Source organism: Actinoplanes oryzae (assembly GCF_030757795.1).
Classification (GTDB): Bacteria; Actinomycetota; Actinomycetes; order Mycobacteriales; family Micromonosporaceae; genus Actinoplanes.
Genome location: NZ_JAUQWH010000100.1, coordinates 1 through 21,663, shown reverse-complemented (window position 1 = coordinate 21,663; position 21,663 = coordinate 1). Strand labels below are relative to the sequence as shown.

21 protein-coding genes are annotated in these 21,663 nt (G+C 72.6%); 7 read left to right on the top strand and 14 right to left on the bottom strand.

Features of this window, described 5'->3' with window-relative positions; all coding sequences use genetic code 11:
* Positions 1–150: 150 nt before the first annotated feature.
* The 6 genes from RBH18_RS27745 to RBH18_RS27720 form a co-directional block, all read right to left on the bottom strand.
* Positions 151–1,746, bottom strand: a complete 1,596-nt coding sequence (locus RBH18_RS27745; RefSeq protein WP_306212926.1) for an outer membrane protein assembly factor BamB family protein — start codon at positions 1,744–1,746, stop codon at positions 151–153.
* 433 nt (positions 1,747–2,179) lie between these two features.
* Entirely contained in the window at positions 2,180–3,160 is a 981-nt protein-coding gene (locus RBH18_RS27740; protein ID WP_306212924.1) for an LLM class flavin-dependent oxidoreductase, read from the bottom strand.
* A gap of 240 nt (positions 3,161–3,400) precedes the next feature.
* Complete coding sequence (locus tag RBH18_RS27735; protein ID WP_306212922.1) at positions 3,401–4,102, bottom strand: hypothetical protein; 702 nt, start codon at positions 4,100–4,102, stop codon at positions 3,401–3,403.
* 9 nt (positions 4,103–4,111) lie between these two features.
* Complete coding sequence (locus RBH18_RS27730; protein ID WP_306212920.1) at positions 4,112–5,386, bottom strand: NAD(P)/FAD-dependent oxidoreductase; 1,275 nt, start codon at positions 5,384–5,386, stop codon at positions 4,112–4,114.
* Positions 5,371–6,744, bottom strand: coding sequence for an aspartate aminotransferase family protein (locus RBH18_RS27725; RefSeq protein ID WP_306212918.1), 1,374 nt, complete (start codon positions 6,742–6,744; stop codon positions 5,371–5,373). The genes RBH18_RS27730 and RBH18_RS27725 overlap by 16 nt, the downstream gene beginning before the upstream one ends.
* The gene (locus RBH18_RS27720; RefSeq protein ID WP_306212916.1) at positions 6,729–7,184 is read right to left on the bottom strand and encodes an Lrp/AsnC family transcriptional regulator; all 456 of its coding nucleotides are present in this window, start codon (positions 7,182–7,184) and stop codon (positions 6,729–6,731) included. The genes RBH18_RS27725 and RBH18_RS27720 overlap by 16 nt, the downstream gene beginning before the upstream one ends.
* A gap of 276 nt (positions 7,185–7,460) precedes the next feature.
* Between RBH18_RS27720 and RBH18_RS27715 the strand changes: the two genes are divergently transcribed.
* From RBH18_RS27715 to RBH18_RS27700, 4 genes are all read left to right on the top strand, one after another.
* Positions 7,461–7,775: a YlcI/YnfO family protein gene (locus RBH18_RS27715; RefSeq protein ID WP_306212914.1), complete on the top strand. Its 315-nt coding sequence runs from the start codon at positions 7,461–7,463 to the stop codon at positions 7,773–7,775.
* A gap of 62 nt (positions 7,776–7,837) precedes the next feature.
* The gene (locus tag RBH18_RS27710) at positions 7,838–8,587 is read left to right on the top strand and encodes a nucleotidyltransferase domain-containing protein (protein ID WP_306212912.1); all 750 of its coding nucleotides are present in this window, start codon (positions 7,838–7,840) and stop codon (positions 8,585–8,587) included.
* 21 nt (positions 8,588–8,608) lie between these two features.
* Positions 8,609–9,112 (top strand): hypothetical protein, encoded by a 504-nt coding sequence (locus RBH18_RS27705; RefSeq protein WP_306212910.1) that lies wholly within the window; start codon positions 8,609–8,611, stop codon positions 9,110–9,112.
* Between the two features lie 78 nt (positions 9,113–9,190).
* Entirely contained in the window at positions 9,191–9,934 is a 744-nt protein-coding gene (locus tag RBH18_RS27700; RefSeq protein WP_306212908.1) for an SAM-dependent methyltransferase, read from the top strand.
* A gap of 1 nt (position 9,935) precedes the next feature.
* On the opposite strand, the gene RBH18_RS27695 is transcribed toward RBH18_RS27700, so the two are convergent.
* Positions 9,936–11,039, bottom strand: a complete 1,104-nt coding sequence (locus tag RBH18_RS27695) for a winged helix DNA-binding domain-containing protein (RefSeq protein ID WP_306212906.1) — start codon at positions 11,037–11,039, stop codon at positions 9,936–9,938.
* A 74-nt stretch (positions 11,040–11,113) separates the two neighbouring features.
* A complete protein-coding gene (locus RBH18_RS27690) occupies positions 11,114–11,599 on the bottom strand; it encodes a carboxymuconolactone decarboxylase family protein (RefSeq protein WP_306212904.1) in 486 nt (161 codons plus the stop codon).
* A gap of 85 nt (positions 11,600–11,684) precedes the next feature.
* Between RBH18_RS27690 and sigJ the strand changes: the two genes are divergently transcribed.
* The gene (gene sigJ / locus RBH18_RS27685; protein ID WP_306212902.1) at positions 11,685–12,536 is read left to right on the top strand and encodes an RNA polymerase sigma factor SigJ; all 852 of its coding nucleotides are present in this window, start codon (positions 11,685–11,687) and stop codon (positions 12,534–12,536) included.
* A gap of 23 nt (positions 12,537–12,559) precedes the next feature.
* Here the strand turns inward: sigJ and RBH18_RS27680 are convergent, their stop codons facing one another.
* The 6 genes from RBH18_RS27680 to RBH18_RS27655 form a co-directional block, all read right to left on the bottom strand.
* Positions 12,560–15,295: a hypothetical protein gene (locus RBH18_RS27680; RefSeq protein ID WP_306212900.1), complete on the bottom strand. Its 2,736-nt coding sequence runs from the start codon at positions 15,293–15,295 to the stop codon at positions 12,560–12,562.
* A 14-nt stretch (positions 15,296–15,309) separates the two neighbouring features.
* Complete coding sequence (locus RBH18_RS27675; RefSeq protein ID WP_306212898.1) at positions 15,310–16,272, bottom strand: P-loop NTPase family protein; 963 nt, start codon at positions 16,270–16,272, stop codon at positions 15,310–15,312.
* A 3-nt stretch (positions 16,273–16,275) separates the two neighbouring features.
* On the bottom strand, positions 16,276–17,223 hold the full coding sequence (locus tag RBH18_RS27670) for a hypothetical protein (protein ID WP_306212896.1): 948 nt from the start codon (positions 17,221–17,223) through the stop codon (positions 16,276–16,278).
* Between the two features lie 174 nt (positions 17,224–17,397).
* On the bottom strand, positions 17,398–18,015 hold the full coding sequence (locus RBH18_RS27665) for a class I SAM-dependent methyltransferase (RefSeq protein WP_306212894.1): 618 nt from the start codon (positions 18,013–18,015) through the stop codon (positions 17,398–17,400).
* On the bottom strand, positions 18,012–19,292 hold the full coding sequence (gene gabT / locus RBH18_RS27660) for a 4-aminobutyrate--2-oxoglutarate transaminase (RefSeq protein WP_306212892.1): 1,281 nt from the start codon (positions 19,290–19,292) through the stop codon (positions 18,012–18,014). Before gabT ends, RBH18_RS27665 begins: the two co-directional genes overlap by 4 nt.
* A gap of 1 nt (position 19,293) precedes the next feature.
* On the bottom strand, positions 19,294–20,730 hold the full coding sequence (locus tag RBH18_RS27655; protein ID WP_306212890.1) for a gamma-aminobutyraldehyde dehydrogenase: 1,437 nt from the start codon (positions 20,728–20,730) through the stop codon (positions 19,294–19,296).
* A gap of 104 nt (positions 20,731–20,834) precedes the next feature.
* On the opposite strand from RBH18_RS27655, the gene RBH18_RS27650 reads away from it, so the two are divergent.
* Both RBH18_RS27650 and RBH18_RS27645 read left to right on the top strand, forming a co-directional pair.
* Positions 20,835–21,170 (top strand): hypothetical protein, encoded by a 336-nt coding sequence (locus RBH18_RS27650; RefSeq protein ID WP_306212888.1) that lies wholly within the window; start codon positions 20,835–20,837, stop codon positions 21,168–21,170.
* 72 nt (positions 21,171–21,242) lie between these two features.
* Positions 21,243–21,663 (top strand): Uma2 family endonuclease (locus tag RBH18_RS27645; protein ID WP_306212886.1); only part of this gene is annotated, 421 nt, incomplete at its 3' end.

Below are 21,663 nucleotides of genomic sequence, written 5' to 3'. Positions count from 1 at the left end.
CTTTCGCGTCGCCGGCCGCCCGGGTGGGCCTCCGGCTGCGGCGACGCTATGCGGGTGCGGACCCGCGGAACCATGGGCTTTACCGCGTCGTAGCGGCAGTACACAACGCCGTTACCAGATGTGCGGCTTGCCGAATTCCGAACCGGGACCCTATGCGGACGGCCGGTCCGGCAGGCCGAACGCGAGCAGGACCGGGCCGTGCTCGCTCGGATAGAAGGGGACGTAGCCGGCCTGGACGTAGAGCATGCCGTTCGCGACGACGGCGCCACCGTTGCCGGAGATGGAGCTGCCGAAGCCGGTGCCGCCGTTGACGGCGGCGAACTCGCGGACGGTGTCGTACTCCCAGAGGACCGCGCCGGTGCGCGCCGAGTAGATCCGCATCTTGCCGTCGGTGCTGCCCTCGTAGACCAGGCCGGGAGTCGTGGTCACGGCCGGGGTGTGGGCAAGAGCGCAGATGCCGGGGTACGCGGCCGCGCCGCCCGTGGTGCAGCCGTCGGCCGGGTTCGGGGTCTGCCAGCGGACGCGGCCCGTGGCGGGGTCGACGGCGAAGAGGGTGCCGGGATCGGCGAAGTACGTGGCGATGAAGAGGCGGCGGCCGTCGTAGCTGCTGCCCCACTGGATGCCGGAGATGCCGCCGCTGGGCAGGGGCACGCCGAGCTGGCGGCGCCACACGACAGCGCCGGTCGCCGCGTCGAACGTGTGGTAGACGCCGCTCTTCTGCCCGACGCCGACCAGGGTGCGGCCACCGGCGCGGAAGATGTTCGGCGTGGCGCCGATGTCGTAGTCGAGGGCGGTGCCGTCGTGGAGCCCCGGGCAGTAGCCCTCGGCGTCCGGCTCGTTGCACAGACTGCGCCACGTGTCGGCATCGGTGACCTGGTTCTTCCAGCGAACCGCCCCGGTACGCGCGTCGAGCGCGAGCAGCGAGTCGAAGTCGCCGGCACTGCCCGTGTAGTTCTGCCCCGTGCCGACATAGAGCGTGTCCGTCACCGGGTCGACGACCGGCGAGCTCCACACGCCCGCGCCCGAGGGCTCGTACCGGGCCGCCCCGCTGGGCCAGGTGCCGGCCCGCACCGGCTCGGGGACGGTCCAGTACCGCCAGACCAGCGCACCGGTCTCCGCGTCCAGGGCGTCGATGTGCCCGCGGAACGTGCAGCACGGATAATCGGCGCCGGCCGTGTTCTCCCCGCTGGACGAGCCGATGTAGACCAGGCCGTCGTGGTACAGCGGTGAACTCGTGTGCAGTGCGGCGGGATGATCGTCGGTGTCGCGCGCCCACCGGAGCCGGCCGGTCTCCTGATCCAGCGCGTAGACGTAGCCGCGGCTGTCGCCGAAGTAGACCTTCCCGCGCGCCACTGCCGGGCCGTCCATGACCATGCCCGCGCCGAGGGCCGGATTGACCGTCAGCGTGTCGAAGAACCACTTCCGGGCGCCGGTACGGGCGTCGAGCGCGTAGAAGAAGAGGCTGTTGTCCCCGACGTAGACGGTGTCGCCGACGACGGCGGGCTGGCTCTTGACCGGGGCGCCGGTCTTCGGGAACGCGTAGGCCCACTTGAGCTCCAGCCGCCCGGCGGTGGCCGGCGTGATCTGCCGCTCGGCGCCGTTGTGCCGGGAGCCGCGGACGTCACCCTGCCAGGTCGGCCAGTCGCCGCCCCTCGGCCGGTCGCCGCCCCGGGGGCCGGCCGATGCCGGAACCGCGGGGATCAGCAGCAGGACGGCGGCCAGGGTAAGTGCTCTGCGCAGAGACATCGAACCTCCCCGTTCTCCCGGCCACCATAGGCCCGCGGGGGCTGCTCGCCGTGCCGAGTCCTCGATCTGTCACGCGGCGGGCGCGCGGCGACCGGTGTCCGCATGGGCGGCACGAGGTGCGCGCGGATCGACGCCGGCCGGGCCGCGCTGGATGACGGCGGAGCCGGCCGCGCTGGACGACGACGAAGCCGGCCGCGCTGGATGCCGGCGAAGAGCGCCGGGGTAAGGGCCGGGACGGGCAGCGTGCGGCACATGATCAGGCCGCCCGCGGACGGCACCGAGCGGGCGCCGCCGAGACGACGCCCACGCGGGATTGATGGGCCACCGGAGACGGGCGCCGGGTGCAGGCGCGCGGCGTGCAGGCGCGCGGCGTGCAGGCGCGCGGCGTGCAGGCGCGCGGCGGCGGCCCGTCAGAGCCGGGCCGGGCTGTCCGTCAGAGGCCGGCGGTCAGCTGCAGCGAGCGGATCCGGTCGGCGGTGTCGAGGGCGTGGTGGGCGGTGATGAGCTCGTCGGCGCCGGCCTCCTTGGCGAAGGTCTCCAGGTAGTCCTGGACCTCGGCCGCGGTGCCGACCGCCGTGAAGCGGGTCATCTGGGAGAGCTGGCGGCCGGAGGGGGACGCCAGGAACTCGTCGATCTCGGCGTCGGTGAAGTTGCGGGCGACCGGGCCGCGGGTGATGAAGGCGCGGGTGCGGGCGCGGTAGCTCTTCGTCATCTGGTCGACCGCGGTGTCGTGGTCGTCGGCGGCGATCACGTTGACGCCGGCGATGGCGTAGGGCTCGGCGAGCTGGGCGGACGGCTCGAACGTGTCGCGGTAGACGGCGATCGCCTGGTGCAGGGCGTCGGGGGCGAAGTGCGAGGCGAACGCGTAGGGCAGGCCCAGCTTGGCCGCCAGCTGCGCGCCGAACAGCGACGAGCCCAGGATGTAGAGCGGCACTGGGGCGTCGGGGCGGGGCACCGACTGCACGCCGGGAACCAGGGACTTGCCGGCGAGGAAGCCCTGCAGCTCCTGGACGTCCTGCGGGAAGGACTCGGCGGAGGCCGGGTTGCGGCGCAGCGCGTACATGGTGGCCTGGTCGCTGCCCGGCGCGCGGCCGAGGCCCAGGTCGATGCGGTCGGGATAGAGCGTGGCGAGCGTGCCGAACTGCTCGGCGATGACCAGCGGGGAGTGGTTGGGCAGCATGATGCCGCCGGCGCCGAGCCGGATCGTCTCGGTGTGCGCGGCGACGTGGCCGATCACCACGCTGGTGGCCGAGGAGGCGATGGAGGGCATGCTGTGATGCTCCGCATACCACACGCGGCGGTAGCCGGCCGCCTCCGCGGCGCGGGCCAGGTCGACGCTGGCCGCGAGGCTGTCGCGGGCGCTCTGCCCGGGCGCGATGGGTGCGAGGTCGAGGAGCGAGAGTGGGATCGCCATCCCCCCATCGTCCTCCTTCCGGCGCCGGACCGAGGCGTGACAGTCCTTACAACTTGACCCCGGCGTCAAAGAAGCGCCGGCCCGGAGCGGACCACGGTCGTCGGGCAAGCGGCGGCCCGGGACGAGCCACGGTCGTCACACGAGCGGCGGCCCGGGACGAGCCACGGTCGTCACACGAGCGGCGGCCCGGGACGAGCCACGGTCGTCACACGAGCGGCGGCCCGGGACGAGCCGCGGTCGTCACGCGAGCGGCGGGTCGGGACGGACCACGGCGTCGAACTCGTCGCCGCTCTCCAGCCGGGTGACCAGGTTGTTGACGCCTATGCCCCCGTTGTGCCGGTGCGCCCAGCGGCTCACCAGGCAGGCCGCCTGCGTGACCGGCCAGTCCTTCCCGCCGCTCGTCGCCTGCGCCCAGTCGGCGGTGAGCACGGGGAGCGCCTGCTCGTACGGGATGCGGCAGCGGTCGATGCGCCGGGCCGGCGGCGTCACGTACCGGTCGTCGCCGGCGACCAGGGCGGCCAGGCCCGCGTCGAACCACGGCGGCACCTCGCGGACCACGGGCCCGACGCGCTGATGGAACTCGGCCAGGGTCAGCTCGCGCCCCACCGCCGCCTCCGTGACGCCGTCCGGCGGGAGCACCACCGTCCAGTTCCGCCGCTGGAGGCCGCCGCTCAGGCGCCGGTAGCAGGACTCCGACGCGCAGAACACGATCCGCGGGTCGGTGATGCGCTCGCCCCAGAAGAACTCGACCCGGCCGCGGGCCCCGCGGACGGCGATCTCGTAGCGGGGATCGTCGCGCTCGGCCCAGATGCCGTCGCCCAGGTCCCGCAGGCCGGAGCAGCCGGGGCACGCGGTGGCGGCGACCGCCGGAGCGGCCGCGACCAGGCCGGTGACACCGATCACGAGCACGGCGGCGGCGGCGAGCACGCGGCGCAGGAGCACGCGCGCATGCTATCGGCCGCGGCGCTCCCACACGTCGCGCAGGGCGGTCGCGCGCAGGGCGGCGTTGATGCCGAGCCAGCGCACCGGCTCGGGCTCCCAGCGCCGGGAGCGGTGCCCGACCCACGGCAGCGTCGTCCGGTCGCTCAGGTCACCGGCGATCAGGTCGGCCAGCGTACGCCCGGCGAGGTTGGCCGCCGCCACGCCGTCACCGACGTAGCCGCCCGCCCAGGCGAGCCCGTCGTGCACGCCCACCGACGGCATCCAGTCGCGCGGGATGCCGAGCGGGCCGCCCCAGCTGTCCTCGATGGGCGGGTCGATGCCGAACAGCTCGGTCAGGGTGCGGCGGAGGGCGGCGAAGACGTGCGGCTCCCGGTCGTACGAGGGCCGGACGCGCGAGCCGAAGTGATAGGGCGCCCCGCGGCCGCCGAACGCCAGCCGGTCGTCGGCGGTGCGTTGCCCGTACACGATGAGGTGTCGCTCGTCACTGAAGGTCTCGCGCCGCGCCAGGCCGATCCGCGCCCAGGTCGCGGGGTCGAGGGGCGCCGTCACGATCATCAGCGAGTAGACCGGGGCGAGCGCGCGGCGGTGCCCGGGCAGCCCGGCGGTGTAGCCCTCGAGCGCCCGCACGACGGTCGGGGCCCGGACGGTCCCGCGATCGGTCGTCACCTCGCCGCGCCTCACCGACAGCGCGCGCGTGCCCTCATGGATCGTGACGCCGCGGCGCTCGGCGGCGTCGGCCAGGCCGCGGACCAGGCGGGCGGGGTGCAGGGCCGCGCAGTCCGGGCTGTAGGTGCCGCCGAGCACGTCGGTCGCCCCGCAGATCGCGGCCGCCCGCCCGGCGTCGAGGAAGTCCGGCGAGTCGCGGACCCGGCGCAGCTGCGCGGGGGTGCGGGCAAGCGTGATCGTGCCGCCCTTGGCGTAGTGACAGTCGATCCCCTCGGCGGCGGCGACCCGGCCGACCTCGTCGACCGCGTCCGCCAGGTGCTTGGTCAGGGCCGACGCCCGGTCCGGGCCGTAGCGCCGCGCCAGCTTCCCCTCCGGTACGGGGAACAGCCCGCTGCACCAGCCCCCGTTGCGCCCGGACGCGCCGAAGCCCGCATACTCCGCCTCGAGAACGACGATCCGCTTCCGGGGCGCCAGGCCGGCCAGGTAATAGGCGGTCCACAGCCCGGTGTAGCCGCCGCCGACGATGACGACGTCGGCGCTGGTGTCGCCCGGAAGCGGCGCACGCCACTCGAACGGCTCGAGCGTGCGCAGCCACCAGGAGGTCAGATCCGGGTCCATGCCTCGCTCAGCACCGTGCGCAGGATCTGCTCGATCTCGGCGAAGTGCGACTCGTCGCAGACCAGCGGCGGCGCGAGCTGCACCACGGGGTCGCCACGGTCGTCGGCACGGCAGTAGAGCCCGGCGTCGAACAGCGCCTTGGACAGGAAGCCGCGCAGCAGCCGGTCGGACTCGGCGTCGTCGAAGGTCTCCCGGGTCGCCTTGTCCTTGACCAGCTCGATCCCGAAGAAGAACCCGTCGCCCCGCACGTCGCCGACGATCGGCAGGTCGGTGAGGCGGTCCAGATAGGACCGGAACAGCGCGGAGTTCTCGCGTACGTGGCCGTTGAGGTCCTCGCGCTCGAAGATGTCCAGGTTGGTCAGCGCGACGGCCGACGCGACCGGATGCCCGCCGAAGGTGATGCCGTGCGCGAACGACGCCGTGCCCGTCAGGAACGGCTCGACCAGGCGCTCCGACGCGATCATGGCGCCCAGGGGTACGTACCCCGAGGTCATGCCCTTGGCGCAGGTGATGATGTCAGGCGTGTAACCGTAGCGCTGGGCCCCGAAGTACTCCCCCAGCCGGCCGAAGGCGCAGATCACCTCGTCGGAGACGAGCAGCACGTCGTAGCGGTCGCAGATCTCGCGCACCCGCTGGAAGTAGCCGGGCGGCGGCGGGAAGCAGCCGCCCGCGTTCTGCACCGGTTCGAGATAGACGCAGGCGACCGTGTCGGGGCCCTCGAACTCGATCGCCTCGGCGATGCGGTCCGCGGCCCAGATCCCGAACTCCTCGGAGCTGAGCGACTTGTCGGGGCGCCGGTAGAAGTTGGTGTTCGGCACCCGGCTCGTGCTCGGGACCAGCGGTTCGTACTGCTGCTTGAGCAGCGGCAGCCCGGTGATCGACAGCGCGCCCATCGTGGTGCCGTGATAGGCCACCGCGCGCGAGATCGCCTTGGTCTTCATCGGCTTGCCGGTGAGCTTGAAGTAGTTGCGCGCCAGCTTCCACGCGCTCTCGACGGCCTCCGAGCCGCCCGTGGTGAAGAACACGCGGTTCAGGTCCCCGGGCGTCAGGCTCGCCAGACGCTCGGCCAGCTCCACGGCGCTCGGGTGCGCGTAGGACCAGATCGGGAAGTAGGCGAGCTCGGCGGCCTGCTTCGCCGCGGCCTCCGCCAGCTCGGTGCGGCCGTGCCCGGCCTGCACCACGAACAACCCCGACAGCCCGTCCAGGTAGCGCTTCCCGGCCTGGTCATAGAGGTACGCACCGGCGCCGCGCACGATAACCGGGACCGGCTCCTTGTCATACGAAGACAGGCGGGTGAAGTGCATCCACAGATGGTCGCGGGCAGCGGCGGACAGATCCTGGCTCATCTCGTACCCCATGCGTAGGTCTGTTTGGCAAGCTTCAGATACATGAACGTCTCGGTGGCGGACACCCCCTCGACCGCCCGGATCTTGTCGTTGAGCAGCTCCAGCAGATGCTCGTCGTCGGTGCACACCAGCTCGACGAGCATGTCGTAGCCGCCGGCGCAGATCACCACGTAGTCGACCTCGGGGATGGCGGCGATCTCGTCGGCGACGCGGCGCATGTCACCGAGCACCTTGACGCCGACCATCGCCTGCCGGGCGAAGCCCAGCGTCAGCGGGTCGGTCACGGCCACGATCTGCATCAGCCCGTTGTCGAGGAGCCGCTGCACCCGCTGCCGCACCGCGGCCTCGGACAGCCCGATCTCCTTGGCGAGCGTCGCGTACGACATGCGCCCGTCCCGCTGGAGGTGCTCGATGATCTGCTTGTTGATGTGGTCCAGGGCCTGGTCGGTCACGGAGAGAGTCTAGGGGATCTACGGAATCAGGGGGCATCGGCGATCTTCCCTACGTTTATCGCAGCTCGGACCGACTTTGACAAGGGTTTCCGCAGTATTGCTGCCTTCGCCACCCGGCAGTCTCCTCGCTCCATGACCCAGGCACCAGCCCGCGGCCACGTACCATCACCAAGTCTCATGCACAGTTGCGCCACGCCTAGAGTCGTCAGTAAGGTCCTGGGCCATGAGAAGCACACGCATCTCGGGACAAATCCCGTGTGCCGGCGGTGATGCCGCGTGAGCATCACCGATGCTCGGATCGACACCGAGCCGGAAGAGGACACACCGCAGCACGGTGCCGGTGTGGGGAACAAGAGGATCACGGTCACGTTGCCCGAAGGACTGGTGGCCGCGCTCAAGGAGGAAGCCCTCGAACTCGACGTCAGCGTCTCCCAGTTCGTCAAGGCCGCCGTCCGGAGAGAGCTGGAGATCCAGGAGACCAAGCGGGAATGGGGACGGGACCTGGAGCTTGACCCCGACCTCAAGGCGGCCCTCGCTGCCGCGCGAGACGAGGACCAGGCCGACGACATCGAGGAGCGGTTCCGGCGATGACGGGCTCCGGCCGCGCCCTCGGCCGGCCTGGCCGGGGGCTCGGGGCGGCGCATAATGGGAGCATGACTGCCGCGATGCTCCGGCTGCCGGAGGTGGCCGGCGGGGACGACGCCTTCCTCGTGGCGTGGGCCGAGGGCGAGCTGCGGAGGTCGCTCGGGCGGCTGGCGGAGCTGCCGATCGAGATTTTCGCCCAGGGGTCGCGGGTGAACGGGACAGCCGTCGAGCAGGGCAGTGACATCGATCTCGTGCTCATGCTGACCGCGGCCGGGGTCGGCGACGGTTACGGGTGGGAGGAGTTCCGGGACGACGTGCTCGCCACCCTCGGCGAGTCGCACGTCGTGCGGATGGGGCGGCGGTGCCTCAACGTCGACGATCCGGGGTCGCTCTTCGGGGAGATGGTCGACGTCCTGGTGGCGGTCGAGCACGGGCCGGGTGGCGTCTTCTTCCGGGACCTCGAGGGGCGGCCGATCGTCAACTTCCCGAAGCAGCACCGGGTCCGGGGCAATGCCAAGGACGCGCGTACGGGCGGGCGCTTCAAGCAGGCCGTCCGGGCGGCCAAGCGAGCGCGGACGGCGGCCGGGCTGGTCGACGCACCGTCCTACTTGCTCGAATGCCTGCTGTTCACTGTGCCCGATCACGTCTACCGGACCGGGTCGCCGCTGGCGTGGCTGCAATGGTGCCACCGCGAGGATCCGCCGGCCTTCGCGGGGCTGCTCTGCCAGAACGGCATCAACCGCATCTTCGGGCCGGGGCCGGATCAGTGGACACCCGCGACGGCTGCCAGAATCATCGACGTCCTTCACGAGGTCTGACGTCCCGGGCGGTAACCGCACATGAACTGGACGGCCGCGCAGACGACGGCGGTGCTCGCACCGGTCATCGCGATCTTCGGCGCCGCGCTCGTCGCCCTGCTCACGTACGCGTTGAACAGGCGCGCCGCCCGCCGGGAGCGCCGGGCCCTCGCGTTCGGCGAGGCGCTGAGCGTCATCGAGGACTACGCGGAGATGCCGTACCGGATCCGGCGGCGGCCGGGCACGCTGGAGGGCCGCCAGCAGCTCACCGAGGAGGTCAGCCGCATCTATTCGCGGCTCGCCTTCCACCAGGCGCTGCTCGACATCGAGGCGCCCGCGGTCGCCGCCGCGTACCGGCAGCTGGCGAACGAGGCCAAGGCCGAGGTCGGCGCCCAGATGAAGGCCGCCTGGCAGAAGCCGGTCCGCACCACCGACGCGCAGATGAACCTCGAGGAGCACTACGGCCGCGAACGCGTCGACCGGGCCCGCAACGAGTGCGTGGCGACGATGCGGGCGGCGCTGGAGCAGGGTCCGGGAGCCGCATAGGCTCTCCGGCGGGCGGAATTTGACGGGTCGCGCACGGCGTCTTCCCTTGCCGGCCGGGAGGGCGTACGCCCTTCAGACATGACCGTTCCGCACACCGCGCGCGTCTGGAACTACTGGCTCGGCGGCACCGACAATCTGCCCGCCGATCGGGCCCTGGGCGACGAGATCGCCAAGGCGTTCCCCGTGATCGTGGACATCGCCCGCGCCGACCGTGCCGTGCTCGGGCGAGTCGTGCGCCACCTGGAGGGAGAGGCCGGCGTCCGGCAGTTCCTGGACGTCGGCTCCGGGCTGCCGACCGCCGGCAACACGCACGAGCTGGCGCCCGCGTCCCGCGTCGTCTACGTGGACATCGATCCGCACGTGCGGGACCAGGCGCGGGCACTGCTGGGCGAGGTGCCGTTCGTGCTGGCCGACGTCCGCGACACCGCAACGATCGTCGAGGCGGCCGGCCGGACACTCGATCTGGCGCGGCCCGTCGCGGTGATCCTCTCCGGCGTCCTCGCACATCTGCCCGGCGCCGCCGAGGCCCGGGCGGCCGCCCAGCGCCTCATGGCCGCGACGGCGCCGGGGAGCTACCTGGTCGTGGTGGACGGCGCCGACACCAACGCCGAGCTCAACGACGTGATGCGGATCTGGAACGAGACGGCCCACCCGCCGTACGCGATGCGCAGTCCCGCCGAGATCCGCGCCTACTTCGACGGCCTCGAGCTGATCGAGCCGGGCCTGGTGGACGTGACCCGCTGGCGCCCGGACACCGAGGCGGAGCGGCCGCTGGACAACCTGGTGGGCGTGGGCCGCAAGCGCGCCCGCGACGCGGCATAGGTCAGTGTCCCTTGGTCCAGAACTGCATGCGGGACCAGCGGACGCGGGGCGTCGCGGAGTGGAAGGCGGCGACGCGGGCGAGGGCGGCCTCGGCCCCCTCCTGCCCGGCCGGGCCCAGCTCCTCGAGCAGTTGCACGTCGAAGGTCATCGTGGCGCCCCGGCGCACCCGCTTCCAGGTGCCCATGACGCGCCCGCCGTGCACCAGCAGCCCGGGGCGGACACCGCTGGTCGGGGCCGAGAACAGCACGGCCCAGGTGGGGTCGATGAGCAGCGGGGCGCCGTGGAACGCGGTCACGCACTCGTCGAGGCCGGGGACGGCGGCCCACGCGCCGGCCGCGACGGCGGGATCGAGGGCGAGGAGGTCGGGGCAGGCGTACATCTCGGTGTCGCCGACCGTCACGGTGCTGAGCTGATCGCCCGCCGCGGCGATCGCCTGCTTGGCGTCCGCCACGGTCAGGCCCGTCCAGCGCGCGAGGTCGGCGCGGGACGCCGGCCCGTGCGACCGGAAGTAGCGGACCGCCACGAGCGCCAGCGCCTCCTCCCGCCCCGGGTCGCGGACCGGCGTGGTGGCCAGCTCGTCGAGCAGCATGTACCGGTGCTTGCCCGACGTCTGGGGAGCCAGGCAGACGACGCCTTGCAGGCCCGCGTACCACAGCAGGTCGGCGAGGCCGGGATGCGCGACCGGCAGCTCCTCCTGGATCTCCGGCACGGTCAGGCGCCTGCCCCGCAGCATTGCCGGAAGCGCGTCGAGCACGCTGCGGCCCTCGGGCTGGTCCACGCCGAGCTTCTCCGGGCGGCGCGAGCCGGTCAGCGCCCGCACCCCGGTCAGCCGCAGCATCCAGCGCGCGTCCGCGGCGGGAACGACCTGGCTGCTCCCCCGGAAGGCCCAGGTGCGCACCACCTCGCCCCGCTCCAGCTCCGCCTGCACGCCCTCCTCCGTGGACCCGGGCACCCGGATGCCGAGGGCCCACGCCGCCTGACCCACGTCGTGCGCCTGGACCGCGCCGAACCACTCGACGACGCCGGGGACACCGGCCGGCTTGCCGGGGGTCAGCATCAGGCTGTGCATGCGCAGGGCGGCGGCCTGCTCGAAGGTCAGCTTCACGGGCCGCACCCTAGCGGCACCCACCGACAGAACCCGCGACGAGAAGGAGCGCGAGAGCCAGGGTCGCGTACGCCCTACGCGCCGGCTGCCGTCCGATAGTTGCGGCCGAACGGCTCGCCGGGGATGGGGCGGGCGATGAGCGCGACCGGTACGAAGTAGCACATCTGCGCGATCACCAGAGTCAATGTCCACAGGGCCCGGTCGTCGTAGTGCTCCTGGGCGGCGGCGAAGAGGTCGTCGGAGACGGCCGGGTCCGGGCTGAGAACCGCTTCGACGAGTTCGAGGGCGACGCGCTCGGCGCCGGTGAACCAGGGGGCGTCGCGCCAGGAGGACACGGCGGTGATCCGATCCTCCTTCTCCCCCAGGTCGCGGAGCAGGCCGGTCTGGCGCACGGTGTGATACGTGCTGCCGACGAGCTGCCCGGCGCGCAACTGTACGAGATGGACGGTGGCGGGCGGGATCGTGCCGTTCTCCGTGACGTCGGCCATGGCGGCGGCGAGGCTCATGATGCCGGGGAGGACGGTGGCGGGATCGGGGAGGCGCGAGGTGAGATCAGTCATGCCGGTCCGACGACGCAGCCCCGGAGGATGTGAGGGCTGACGTTCCGGTGCGCTGCGTCGTCGTACAGGGGAAGGGGGTGCCCTCGTGGAGGAGACCGTGCTGCGGGAGCGGCGGCAGCTGCTGGACCTGGGCTACCGGCTGCTCGGGTCGCTGGCCGAGGCCGAGGACGTCGTGCAGGAGACGTACGCGCGGTGGTACGCCATGCCGCCGGAGCGCCGGGCGGCCGTCGCGTCGCCCGGAGGCTGGCTGATGACCGTGGCCGGGCGGATCTGCCTGGACGTGCTCGGCTCCGCGCGCGTGCGGCGGGAGCGCTACGTGGGCGAGTGGCTGCCGGAGCCGGTGCCCGCGGACGGCGACCCGGCGGACCGGGTGACGCTCGACGAGTCGGTCAGCATGGCGTTCCTGGTGGTGCTGGAGGCGATGACGCCCGCCGAGCGGGTGGCGTTCGTGCTGCACGACGTGTTCCGCTACTCCTTCGCGGAGGTGGGGGCGGTGGTCGGGCGGTCGGCGGGGGCGTGCCGGCAGCTCGCCTCCTCGGCCCGCCGGCGGCTGCGCTCCGAGCGGCCCGTCACCCCGGTGGCACGGCAGGCTCTCGTCGTCCGGGAGTTCCGGCGCGCGTGGGAGCGGCAGGACATCGAGGCACTGGTGGGCCTGCTCGATCCGGGGGCCGTCGCGAGCGCCGACGGGGGCGGGCTGGTGCCGACCGCGTCCGGCCCGGTCGTGGGGGCCGCGGCGATCGCCCGCTACGCCGCCGGCATCCTCGACCAGGTCCCGGAGATGACGCTCGAGGAGAGCACCGTCAACGGGCGGCCCGGGCTGCTGGCGCGGCGGGACGGCGTGGTGATCACGGTCATGGCGTTCGAGGTGGACGGCGGCCGGATCCGGCGCATGTGGGCGGTGCGCAACCCGGAGAAGCTCAAGCCCTGGCAGCAATGAGCAGGCGTCGACCGGCAGGAGGATCAGCTGTCACCGGCATCCAGCCCACGCCCGATCAGGAACAGTGCCCATCGCAGGAAAACGTAGAGCTCACCGATGAGCTCCGCCCGCTCGAGCCAGTACCAGGAGCCCAGGCCCTCCCCGGTGTGGGGTGAGAGAGAGTCGGCGGTGCGCCGCAGATCTTTCTCCGGCAACCGCGCGACCGCCCGGAGCAGGGTCCGCTCGTCGTCGGCGAAGAAGGCCGCGGCGAGCATCAGCTGAGGGTCGTCGCCGGGCCGGACGAGCGGACCCTCCCCCGCCTGGACGAGGAAGCGGCCGATGACACCGTCCCGATGAAGATCCGTCCCGTGCAGGGCGGCCAGTACCGAGAGGGAGCGGGGTGCCCGCCGGAACGGTGACGCGTCGTCCAGCTCCGGATGGCCCGCCAGCTTCTGCACGGCGAGCGAGCGCGCGGCGGCGTCGAGCTCGCGTGCCATCACCTGGGCCGCCCCCTCCGGCCGGCGCGCGAGGCAGGCCGCCACCAGCTGACGCCTGACCAGGCCGGCCGGCTCGGCCTCCGCGGCGTCCAGCAAGGCCTCGGCGGACGCATGAGGGCGACCGCGCTCGGCTTCGAAAGCGGCCGTGAAACGCTGGTACGGGTCGGCGTCGGCCAGCCGGGCGGTGAGCGGGCGCGAGTGCTCGGCGGCGCGTCTGGCCAGCCGGGCCAGGTCGTCGGGTACCGTGACCGGCTCGTCGTACCGCAAGGAGCGAAGCTGCGTGAGAACCGTGGTCAGCCCACCGGCCACCACGCTGATCAAAGCGACGACCGAGGACAGCTTCTCGAACATCCCGCTCTGCAAGGACAGGGTCAGGAACACCGCGAAACCGCCCAGGAGGCCGGAGATGGTCGCCGCCTGAGCCCGCCGCTCCCGCCGGTGCCGGGCCTCGAGGTGCAGAGCCCGCACCTCGTCCATCTCCGTCTTCTCCCGGGACTTGCGCGCCTCGGACACGGCCTCGGCGACCCTCTGGCGCTCTTCGGCCCACTCCTGCCGGGCTGTCCGGAGCCGGTCCTCGCGGCGGTGCTCCTCCTGCTGCGCCAGCAACGCCTGGAGCCGGAAGGTGAGGTCGCTGCTGTCGCGCTCGCGCGCGTCGACCAGCAGCTTGATCTCGTCGCGCACCTGGTCGAGCTGATCGTTGAGCGGACCGGCCGGCGCCTTCTCCGCACGCGATCCGGCAAGGCGGACAGCCAGGTCACGGAAGTCCTCCTCGAACAGCTCGCTGGTGGCGACCAGCACCTCGGCGGCCCGGGAAAGGCGCCCGGCCGCGTCCGGCGAGACGTACCCTGCGATGGCCAGCACGAGCGGCGCCTGCAAGGGTTCGCCGGGCTGACGTGCGGACAGGCTGTCGAGCAGCGCCGTCGCCTCGCCGCCGGTCCACATCGGTCCGTGCACCCCCACGCGCAGCACAGTGCCGTCGGCGTCGGCCAGCTCGTAGTCCCCGCTCCCGTCGTCACGCCGGACAACGTACGGCAGCTCGGTCAGGACCCGCTGGACCATGACCCGGACGGCAGACTCGCCTGGCGCCACAGCCGTCGCCTCCGCTGTCAGGGCCTTCTCGACGTCGGCTGCCGCGATGGGGCCTGGCTGCTGTGCCGCCGCGTACGCCACGTGGGCGGCTTGGAGGAACCGGCGGATGTTGCCACCCGAGCGGGCCAGCAGACTCCGTACGGCATCCGGCAGGAAAGGCCGGGCACCGGCGCCGTCGTCCGGCCCGGTGTGGCCGAGGTAGACGCGAAGCAGCTCGCGTGCCTCACCGGGATCGAGTCCTGTCATCGCGATCTCCGACGGGCCGCAGCGCTGCTTGACGTCGCGGGGCAGTACGCGCCACACGACCTCGTTCATCGCCGCCATGACCAGACCGGACTCCGCCGTCACCTTGTCGAGCAGCTCACGGAGGAGCCCGACGTGCGCGGGCTCCAGCCGGCCGTCCGGGTTCAGCAGGAACACCTCGGCCTGGTCGATGGCGAGGACGAACGGGCGCCTGGCCCGGCGGGCGAGAGCCGCAAGCGTGTGCAGGGCGAGGCGGACGTGCTGAAGGTCGTTGATGTTCGAGGCGGCGCCGAGCCGGCCGAGTGCGGCCGCCGGCAGCTCCGCCCCGGTCAGCCACCGATGGGCGTCGTCCGCCGCCTCCGCGTCGAACAACGCGCGGATGACCCGCTCGAAGCTCGTGCCGCTACCCTCCACCCGAGCCAGGTCCTCCTCCTGGTGGGAGACCACGCTCGTCCAGGAGAGCTCGCCGCGCAGGATCGCCGTCCGGACACCGTCGGGTGTGGCGTCCAGCTTGTGCCAGTCGTCCGCGCTCATGGGCCGGCCGCGCTCGTCGGCGAAGGATTCCGCCGCATAGGAGACGAATGCCTGCGCCACGAGGTCCTGCAGCTCACTCCGGGTGCTGCGGTGCAACAGCTTGCGATACAGCTGGACGGGATCCGGAGCGTCCGCGCGGCCGTAAAGCGCGAACGGTGCCCGGCGTGGGGCATCGGCACGGAAGACCTCAGCCAGGGCGACAAGAAGCGCGTATGTCTTGCCGGACCCGTGCTCGCCGTGCACCGCCACGGCCCGGCCCTGCCGCGACCCGGGTGACAAGCCTGTCTCGTCGCGGTAGCGGCGGCACAGCCGCAACAGTCGCGCGATCGCGTCCCGCTCGACCGTGGGAAGGGCACCCGGCACCTCGCCGGCGGGCAGCTCGAGGTTGACCGCGGCCTGCCTCGGAAACGGATTCATGGCAGCGGCTCGCATCAGAGGAGGTTCGACTCGACGGACTCGATGCGCCTGCGCATGAAGGCCTCGGTGATCGACAGGCTCGCGTTGTCGGGCCAGCCGGTGCCGTCCTCGGGGTAGTTGGCATGCTTGGCATCCACCATGTCGGCCACCAGCTTGAGGACGTGCGTCACGGTCCGGGGCGTGTCCTGGAAAGCCCGCGCCAGATCCTCGGCCGCGAAGGGGCTCTCCAGCCGCGGATGGAACCGGTCCCAGCGCTTGCGGACCAGCTCGCACACATCCCGGTGGTCGATCTTGTCCAGGTCGACCCGCACCGCTCGGTTCAGCCGCAGAACCGGATCGATGCCGGACAGCATCTCGGCAGCGGCCCTGGTCCTGTCGACCACCATGACGAAGATGGTGTCGACCATGAAGCACGACTCCAGCACCATGTCGATGGGCTCGCGACTGGTGATGCCCTCGAGGATGCCCGCCAGCGACCGCTTCTTGTCGGTCAGGTCCACGACGGTCGCCTCCAGCGCCTCCCGGAAGTCGGCGCCTGTCTTGCCGCCGGACTGCCGCAGGGCACGCAGCAGATCCACCGTGCCGCCGGTCAGGGGATTCGTCCCGGCGGCTCTCGTGATCAGTGGGACCAGCCGGCCGGCCCATCTGCTCATCGTCGCCGCCGCGTCGTAGTTGTGGCCGATGACGTCAGTCGCCACGACCGTCCGGTCCGCCTCCCACTCCCGGGTCTTCGCCCAGAAATGCGTGAGATAGTTCGCCACGGAGGTGCGTCCGGTGTGGCTTTCCCCCGACACGAGCACCAGCGCCGGCTCCTTCGCCGCGGCCCGTTCGGTGATATAGGTGTGGACGCCCTCCAGGCTCTTCCAGCCGTCGATCCACGCGAGCAGCCCCTCGTCGGACGGCGAGCCCAGCAGATCGAGCGGGATCTGCGGGGCGAACGGGTTCCGGTCGAGCCCGTACAGCGGTAGTGCCGGCATGTCTCATCCCCCCTGCACGGGCCGGGCGGCCGCCGGAACGATCGTCACGTCGCCGGCTGCGGTCTCCCAGATCCACGGCACCCGGCACGGGCCGGCGAGGGACGCCGCGGCGTCGGCTGCCGGTTGGATCAGTAAGAGCGGACGGGTGTAGGTGCCCCCGAGGGCGACCGCGTCACTACCGGTGCGGACCGGACACCGTCCCGGCCCCACGAGGCGTTGCTGCGCACCTGCGGCCAAGAACACCTTGACGGCGGCCGGTTGCTGCACGGTCGCCGCGACGACGCCGTCCTGCTTGCCGGCAGGCTGCGCCTTCGCCGCGAGCACACCGGATCCGGCCACCGCCGCCACGGCCACCAGGCCGGCGCCCGCGAGATGCCAGCGGGACCGCCGGTACGCCTGCTGCACCGCCAGGAGCTCCGCGGCCTGTACCACCTGCGGAATGCCGGCCTTGAGCCGCTCGTACTCCGTGGCGGCCGAGTCCCGGTCGGCGCGCCGGGCCTCGCTCATCGCCGAGGAGTATTTCTCCTCCGCTGCGGCGAGCTGCTGGTGCGCAGCGACGAGGCGCTCGTCGAAGCGGACGACGCCGCCGCCGTACGTGGTGGCGATGTCGGGCAGCAACCGTTCCAGATCGCGGCGGTCCTTCTCCGGCAGCGGCTCGGGACTGCCGGCGACGAGCGACTTGGCGAAGAAGGGCAGCAGCCGCTCGACGGACGGCCCCTGCACAGTCACGACACGCGCGGCGCTCCGGAGTGCCCAGGCGGCGGCGAGCAAGGGAAGTGCGGCCAGCAATAGCGGAAGCTTCCATCCTTCGCGGACTGCCGTGCTCGACGTGTTTGTGAACGACAGCCCGGAGAACAGCACAGCACCGGCGCCGGTGAAGGCGACGGCGATCCACTTCGCCGTCTCCCTGAGCGCGGTGGATCGGGCGGCGTGGGTACCCGGATCGCTCATCCGCGCCCCTTCCTTCGGAGGGCTTCCTCCGGTCTCGCCCACCGCGGGGTACAGCCTGTCCGGCTGCTGCCGGGCGGCCAGATTAACGGCCTGGTGAGGGCAGAAGAAGGGCGCGAAGCCGAAAGACCGGAACGAGGGACGTACGGATGATCCCTTCCGGCTGCGGCTGCGAGGTCACCCGCCGGCGGCGGCGAGGAGGTACGCGCGGCGGCTCGGGAACTCGGCGCCGGGGATCGGCTCGCGGACGGTGGTCGCGGTGACGGGGAGGCCGGCGGCTTCGAGGTCGGCCGTCACCGAGGCGGGGTCGAGGAAGTGGAAGGTCAGGTCCACGACGGCGCCGAAGTGCTCGGTCAGGTGGAGGCTCGTGCCGGCGGCGGCCTCCGCGGCGTCCACGTGGAAGGCGATCAGCGCCACGCCGCCGGGGCGCAGGACGCGGGCCATCTCGGCGAAGGCCCGGCGCCGGCCGGGGCGGTCGAAGTGGATGATCGAGTAGCAGGCCAGGACGCCGGCGAGCACCCCGTCGCGGAACGGCAGGCTCAGCATCGAGCCCGTGACGAAGGGGTGGTAGCGCGCGACGCGGGCCATCTCCGGGGACAGGTCGAGGGCGACGGCCCGGCGGCCCAGCCGGCGGGTGAGATGGGCGGGGCCGCTGCCCAGGTCCGCGATCGGGCCGGGTCCGGCGAGCTCTCCGAACGCGGCGAGCAGGGCCCGGTCGAGCGGCTTCGCCCGCAGCTCGTCGCCCAGGGAGGCGGCGTAGGCGGCGGCCACCGCGTCGTAGGAGGCGGCGGTCACGTGCGGTCGACGGCCGTACCGATGATGGCGAGCGCCCGCTCCACGGCCGGGGCGTCGATGACCAGGGGCGGGAGCAGGCGCAGGACGTTGCCGTAGGTGCCGCAGGTCAGGATCAGCAGGCCGGCGTCGTGGCAGGCGCGGGCTACCGCGGCCGTGCGGGCGGGGTCCGGGTCGAGGGTGCCCGGGCGGACGAACTCCAGCGCGAGCATGGCACCCCGGCCGCGGGCCTCGGCGATGCCCGGGTCGCGTGCGGCGAGGTCGCTCAGGGCGGGGAGCAACTGCCCTTCGAGGGTACGGGCGGCAGCCGCGAGATCCAGCTCCCGCATCGTCTCGACGGCGGCGAGGGCGGCGGCGCAGGCGAGCGGGTTCCCGCCGTACGTGCCGCCGAGGCCCCCGGCGTGGACGGCGTCCATGAGCTCGGCGCGGCCCACCACCCCGGCGATGGGCAGGCCGCCGCCCATGCCCTTGGCCGTGGTGACGAGGTCCGGTTCGACTCCCTCGTGCGTGGCGGCGAACCAGTCGCCCGTACGGCAGAAGCCGGTCTGGATCTCGTCGGCCACGAACACCGCGCCGGCGCCGCGGGCCCACGCCGCGAGGGCGCTCAGGAAGCCGGGGGCCGGCACGACGAAGCCGCCCTCCCCCTGGATCGGCTCGATGAGCACCGCCGCGACGTTCGCGCCGCCGACCTGCTTCTCGATGGTGTCGATGGCCCGGATCGCCGCGTCGGGCCCGCTGAGCCCGCCGTCGCGCAGCGGGTACGACATCGGCACGCGGTAGACCTCGGGCGCGAAGGGTCCGAAGCGGTGCTTGTACGGCATCGCCTTCGCGGTCAGCGCCATCGTGAGGTTGGTCCGGCCGTGGTAGGCGTGGTCGAACACCACGACGGCCGGGCGCCCGGTGGCGTGCCGCGCGATCTTGATGGCGTTCTCCACCGCCTCGGCCCCGGAGTTGACCAGCGCCGCCCGCTTCTCGAAGCTGCCCGGCGTGAGGGCGATCAACTGCTCGCAGACCGCCACGTACGACTCGTAGGGCGCCACCATGAAGCAGGTGTGCGTGAACCGCTCCAGCTGCTCGCGCACCGCCTCGACGACCCGCGGCGCGCTGTTGCCGACATTGGTGACGGCGATGCCCGACGCGAAGTCGATCCAGTCGCGCCCGTCCACGTCGCGCATCGTGCCGCCCGCGGCGCTCTGCACGTACGCGGGGATCACCGAGCTGACGCCGCGCGCGACCGCCGCGAGCCGGCGCTTGTGGACCTCGTCCGAGGAGGGCGACACGTCACTGCCCCACGTGGTGCATGACGTGCTTGACGCGGGTGTAGTCCTCCAGCCCGTACGCGGAGAGGTCCTTGCCGTGGCCCGAGTGCTTGAACCCGCCGTGCGGCATCTCGGCGACGAGCGGGATGTGGCAGTTGACCCACACGCACCCGAAGTCCAGCCGTTGCGTCATCCGCATCGCCCGGCCGTGGTCATTGGTCCAGACGCTGGACGCCAGGCCGTACTCGACGCCGTTGGCCCAGCGCACGGCCTCGTCCTCGTCGGTGAACCGCTGCACGGTGATGACCGGGCCGAACACCTCGTCCTGGATGATCTCGTCCGCCTGGCGCAGGCCGGAGACGACGGTCGGCGCGTAGAAGTAGCCCCGGTCGCCCTGCCGCGACCCGCCGGCCTCGACCGTCGCGTGCTCGGGCAGCCGGTGCAGGAAGCCGGCGACCCGGTCGAGCTGGCGCGCGTTGTTGAGCGGGCCGTAGAGCACGTCCTCGTCGTCGGGGGCGCCGGTGCGGGTGCCCTTGGCCTGCTCGGCCAGCGCCGCCACGAAGTCGTCGTGCACCCCGGGCGCGGCCAGCACCCGGGTCGCGGCGGTGCAGTCCTGGCCCGCGTTGAAGTAGCCCGCCTCGGCGATCGCGGCCGCCGCGGCCGCCACGTCCGCATCGTCGAACACCACGACCGGGGCCTTGCCGCCGAGCTCGAGGTGGGTGCGCTTGAGATCGTTCGCGGCGGCCGCCGCCACCTCCCGGCCCGCTCGCACGCTGCCGGTGATCGACACCAGCTGCGGCAGCTTGTGCGCCACGAGGTCCCGGCCGGTGTGCACGTCGCCGCAGACCACGTTGACCACGCCCGGGGGCAGCACCTCGGCGGCGAGCTCGGCCAGCCGTACGGTGGTCAGCGGGGTCGTGTCCGACGGCTTGAGCACCACGGTGTTGCCCGCCGCCACGGCCGGCGCGAGCTTCCACACGGCCATCATCAACGGATAGTTCCAGGGCGTGACCTGCGCGCACACCCCGATCGGCTCGCGCCGCACGTAGCTCTCGTAGCCGGCCAGGTACTGCCCCGCCGACCGGCCCTCCAGCAGCCGCGCCGCCCCGGCGAAGAACCGGATCTGGTCGACCGCGGGCGGCAGCTCCTCGCTGGCGGTGAGCCCGATCGGCTTGCCGGTGTTCTGCGACTCCTGCCGGACCAGCTCGTCGGCGTGCTCCTCCACCAGGTCCGCGAACCTCAGCAGCGCCCGCTGCCGCTCGGACGGCGTCGTGTCCCGCCACTTCTCGAACGCGTCGCCGGCCGACCGCATCGCCCGGTCCACGTCCTGGCTGTCGGAGATCGGCGCGCTCGCGAACACCTCCCCGGTGGAAGGATCGATCAGGTCCGAGTAGCGCCCGTCCGCGGGCGCCACCGCCTCCCCGCCGATGACGTTGTGCAGCACGATCTTGGCGCTCATCCGGCCTCCAGGATGCGGTATCGGGCGTCGCAACGTCATCCTGCCACCGAATCCGCGCCAGACAAGCCCTTCAATCGCGGGTACGCCGGATGCGAGGATGAGCCATGCGCTGGTGGACGATCATCGATGTCCGGGCCGGGGCCGCCGCGATCGTCGCCGCCCTCATGGCGCGCGTCCTCCTGCGCGAGGCCTCCCCCGGCACCGTCACGACCCTCTCCTGCGCCGGCCTGATCGCCGCGGCGGCCCTCTCGGCGTACGGCGTGATCCGCACCGCCCCGGGCCGCCGCGTGGTGCTGCTGGTCGCCGCCGGCGCCCTGCTCCTGATGGGCATTGTCGGCCTGGCATCCATCGGCATCCCCCTGCTGGTGGCGGCCGTCCTCGCCCTGGTCGCCGCCCGCACGACCCGCCCCCGCCCCGAGCCCGGCGACGACCCGGCCTGAGCGCGCCGCACCGCCCAGGGAGAGCGTTTCGGTATGTTGAGGGTGGTGACAGATCACGTCCGGGAGGTGTGCATGACTGCCGAGATGGTGGCGCCGGCCTGGATGCACGAGCAGGTCACGGCCGCGCAATACGAGACGTGGACGGAAGAGCAATGCGCGGGCATCGAGATCGTGGATGGGATGGTTCTCGTGAGTCCGAGCGCGTCCAAGCGGCACAACCGCCTGGCCCGACTGCTGGCGAACGCCCTGGACGACGCGGCGGGGCCGGACTGGAACGCGGACACCGACTTCGACGTGCGGCTCCAGGACGTGCCGCTGAACAACCGCCGGCCGGACGTCACGGTCTACCGCGCGGACACCATCGACGTCACGCCGACGCGGCCCGAGCACGTGCTGCTCGTGGTGGAGGTGGTCTCGCCCGGCTCGGAGACGACCGATCGGATCGTCAAGACCGAGCAGTACGCCCGGGCCGGCATTGAGTTCTACTGGCGGG

Bases quoted from the DNA above. Each gene is read 5' to 3' on its own strand.
- RBH18_RS27745 (WP_306212926.1), bottom strand. From the start codon at position 1,746: ATGTCTCTGCGCAGAGCACTTACCCTGGCCGCCGTCCTGCTGCTGATC.
- RBH18_RS27740 (WP_306212924.1), bottom strand. From the start codon at position 3,160: ATGGCGATCCCACTCTCGCTCCTCGACCTCGCACCCATCGCGCCCGGG.
- RBH18_RS27730 (WP_306212920.1), bottom strand. From the start codon at position 5,386: ATGGACCCGGATCTGACCTCCTGGTGGCTGCGCACGCTCGAGCCGTTC.
- RBH18_RS27725 (WP_306212918.1), bottom strand. From the start codon at position 6,744: ATGGGGTACGAGATGAGCCAGGATCTGTCCGCCGCTGCCCGCGACCAT.
- RBH18_RS27710 (WP_306212912.1), top strand. From the start codon at position 7,838: ATGACTGCCGCGATGCTCCGGCTGCCGGAGGTGGCCGGCGGGGACGAC.
- RBH18_RS27705 (WP_306212910.1), top strand. From the start codon at position 8,609: ATGAACTGGACGGCCGCGCAGACGACGGCGGTGCTCGCACCGGTCATC.
- RBH18_RS27700 (WP_306212908.1), top strand. From the start codon at position 9,191: ATGACCGTTCCGCACACCGCGCGCGTCTGGAACTACTGGCTCGGCGGC.
- RBH18_RS27690 (WP_306212904.1), bottom strand. From the start codon at position 11,599: ATGACTGATCTCACCTCGCGCCTCCCCGATCCCGCCACCGTCCTCCCC.
- RBH18_RS27680 (WP_306212900.1), bottom strand. From the start codon at position 15,295: ATGAATCCGTTTCCGAGGCAGGCCGCGGTCAACCTCGAGCTGCCCGCC.
- RBH18_RS27675 (WP_306212898.1), bottom strand. From the start codon at position 16,272: ATGCCGGCACTACCGCTGTACGGGCTCGACCGGAACCCGTTCGCCCCG.
- RBH18_RS27670 (WP_306212896.1), bottom strand. From the start codon at position 17,223: ATGAGCGATCCGGGTACCCACGCCGCCCGATCCACCGCGCTCAGGGAG.
- RBH18_RS27655 (WP_306212890.1), bottom strand. From the start codon at position 20,730: ATGAGCGCCAAGATCGTGCTGCACAACGTCATCGGCGGGGAGGCGGTG.
- RBH18_RS27650 (WP_306212888.1), top strand. From the start codon at position 20,835: ATGCGCTGGTGGACGATCATCGATGTCCGGGCCGGGGCCGCCGCGATC.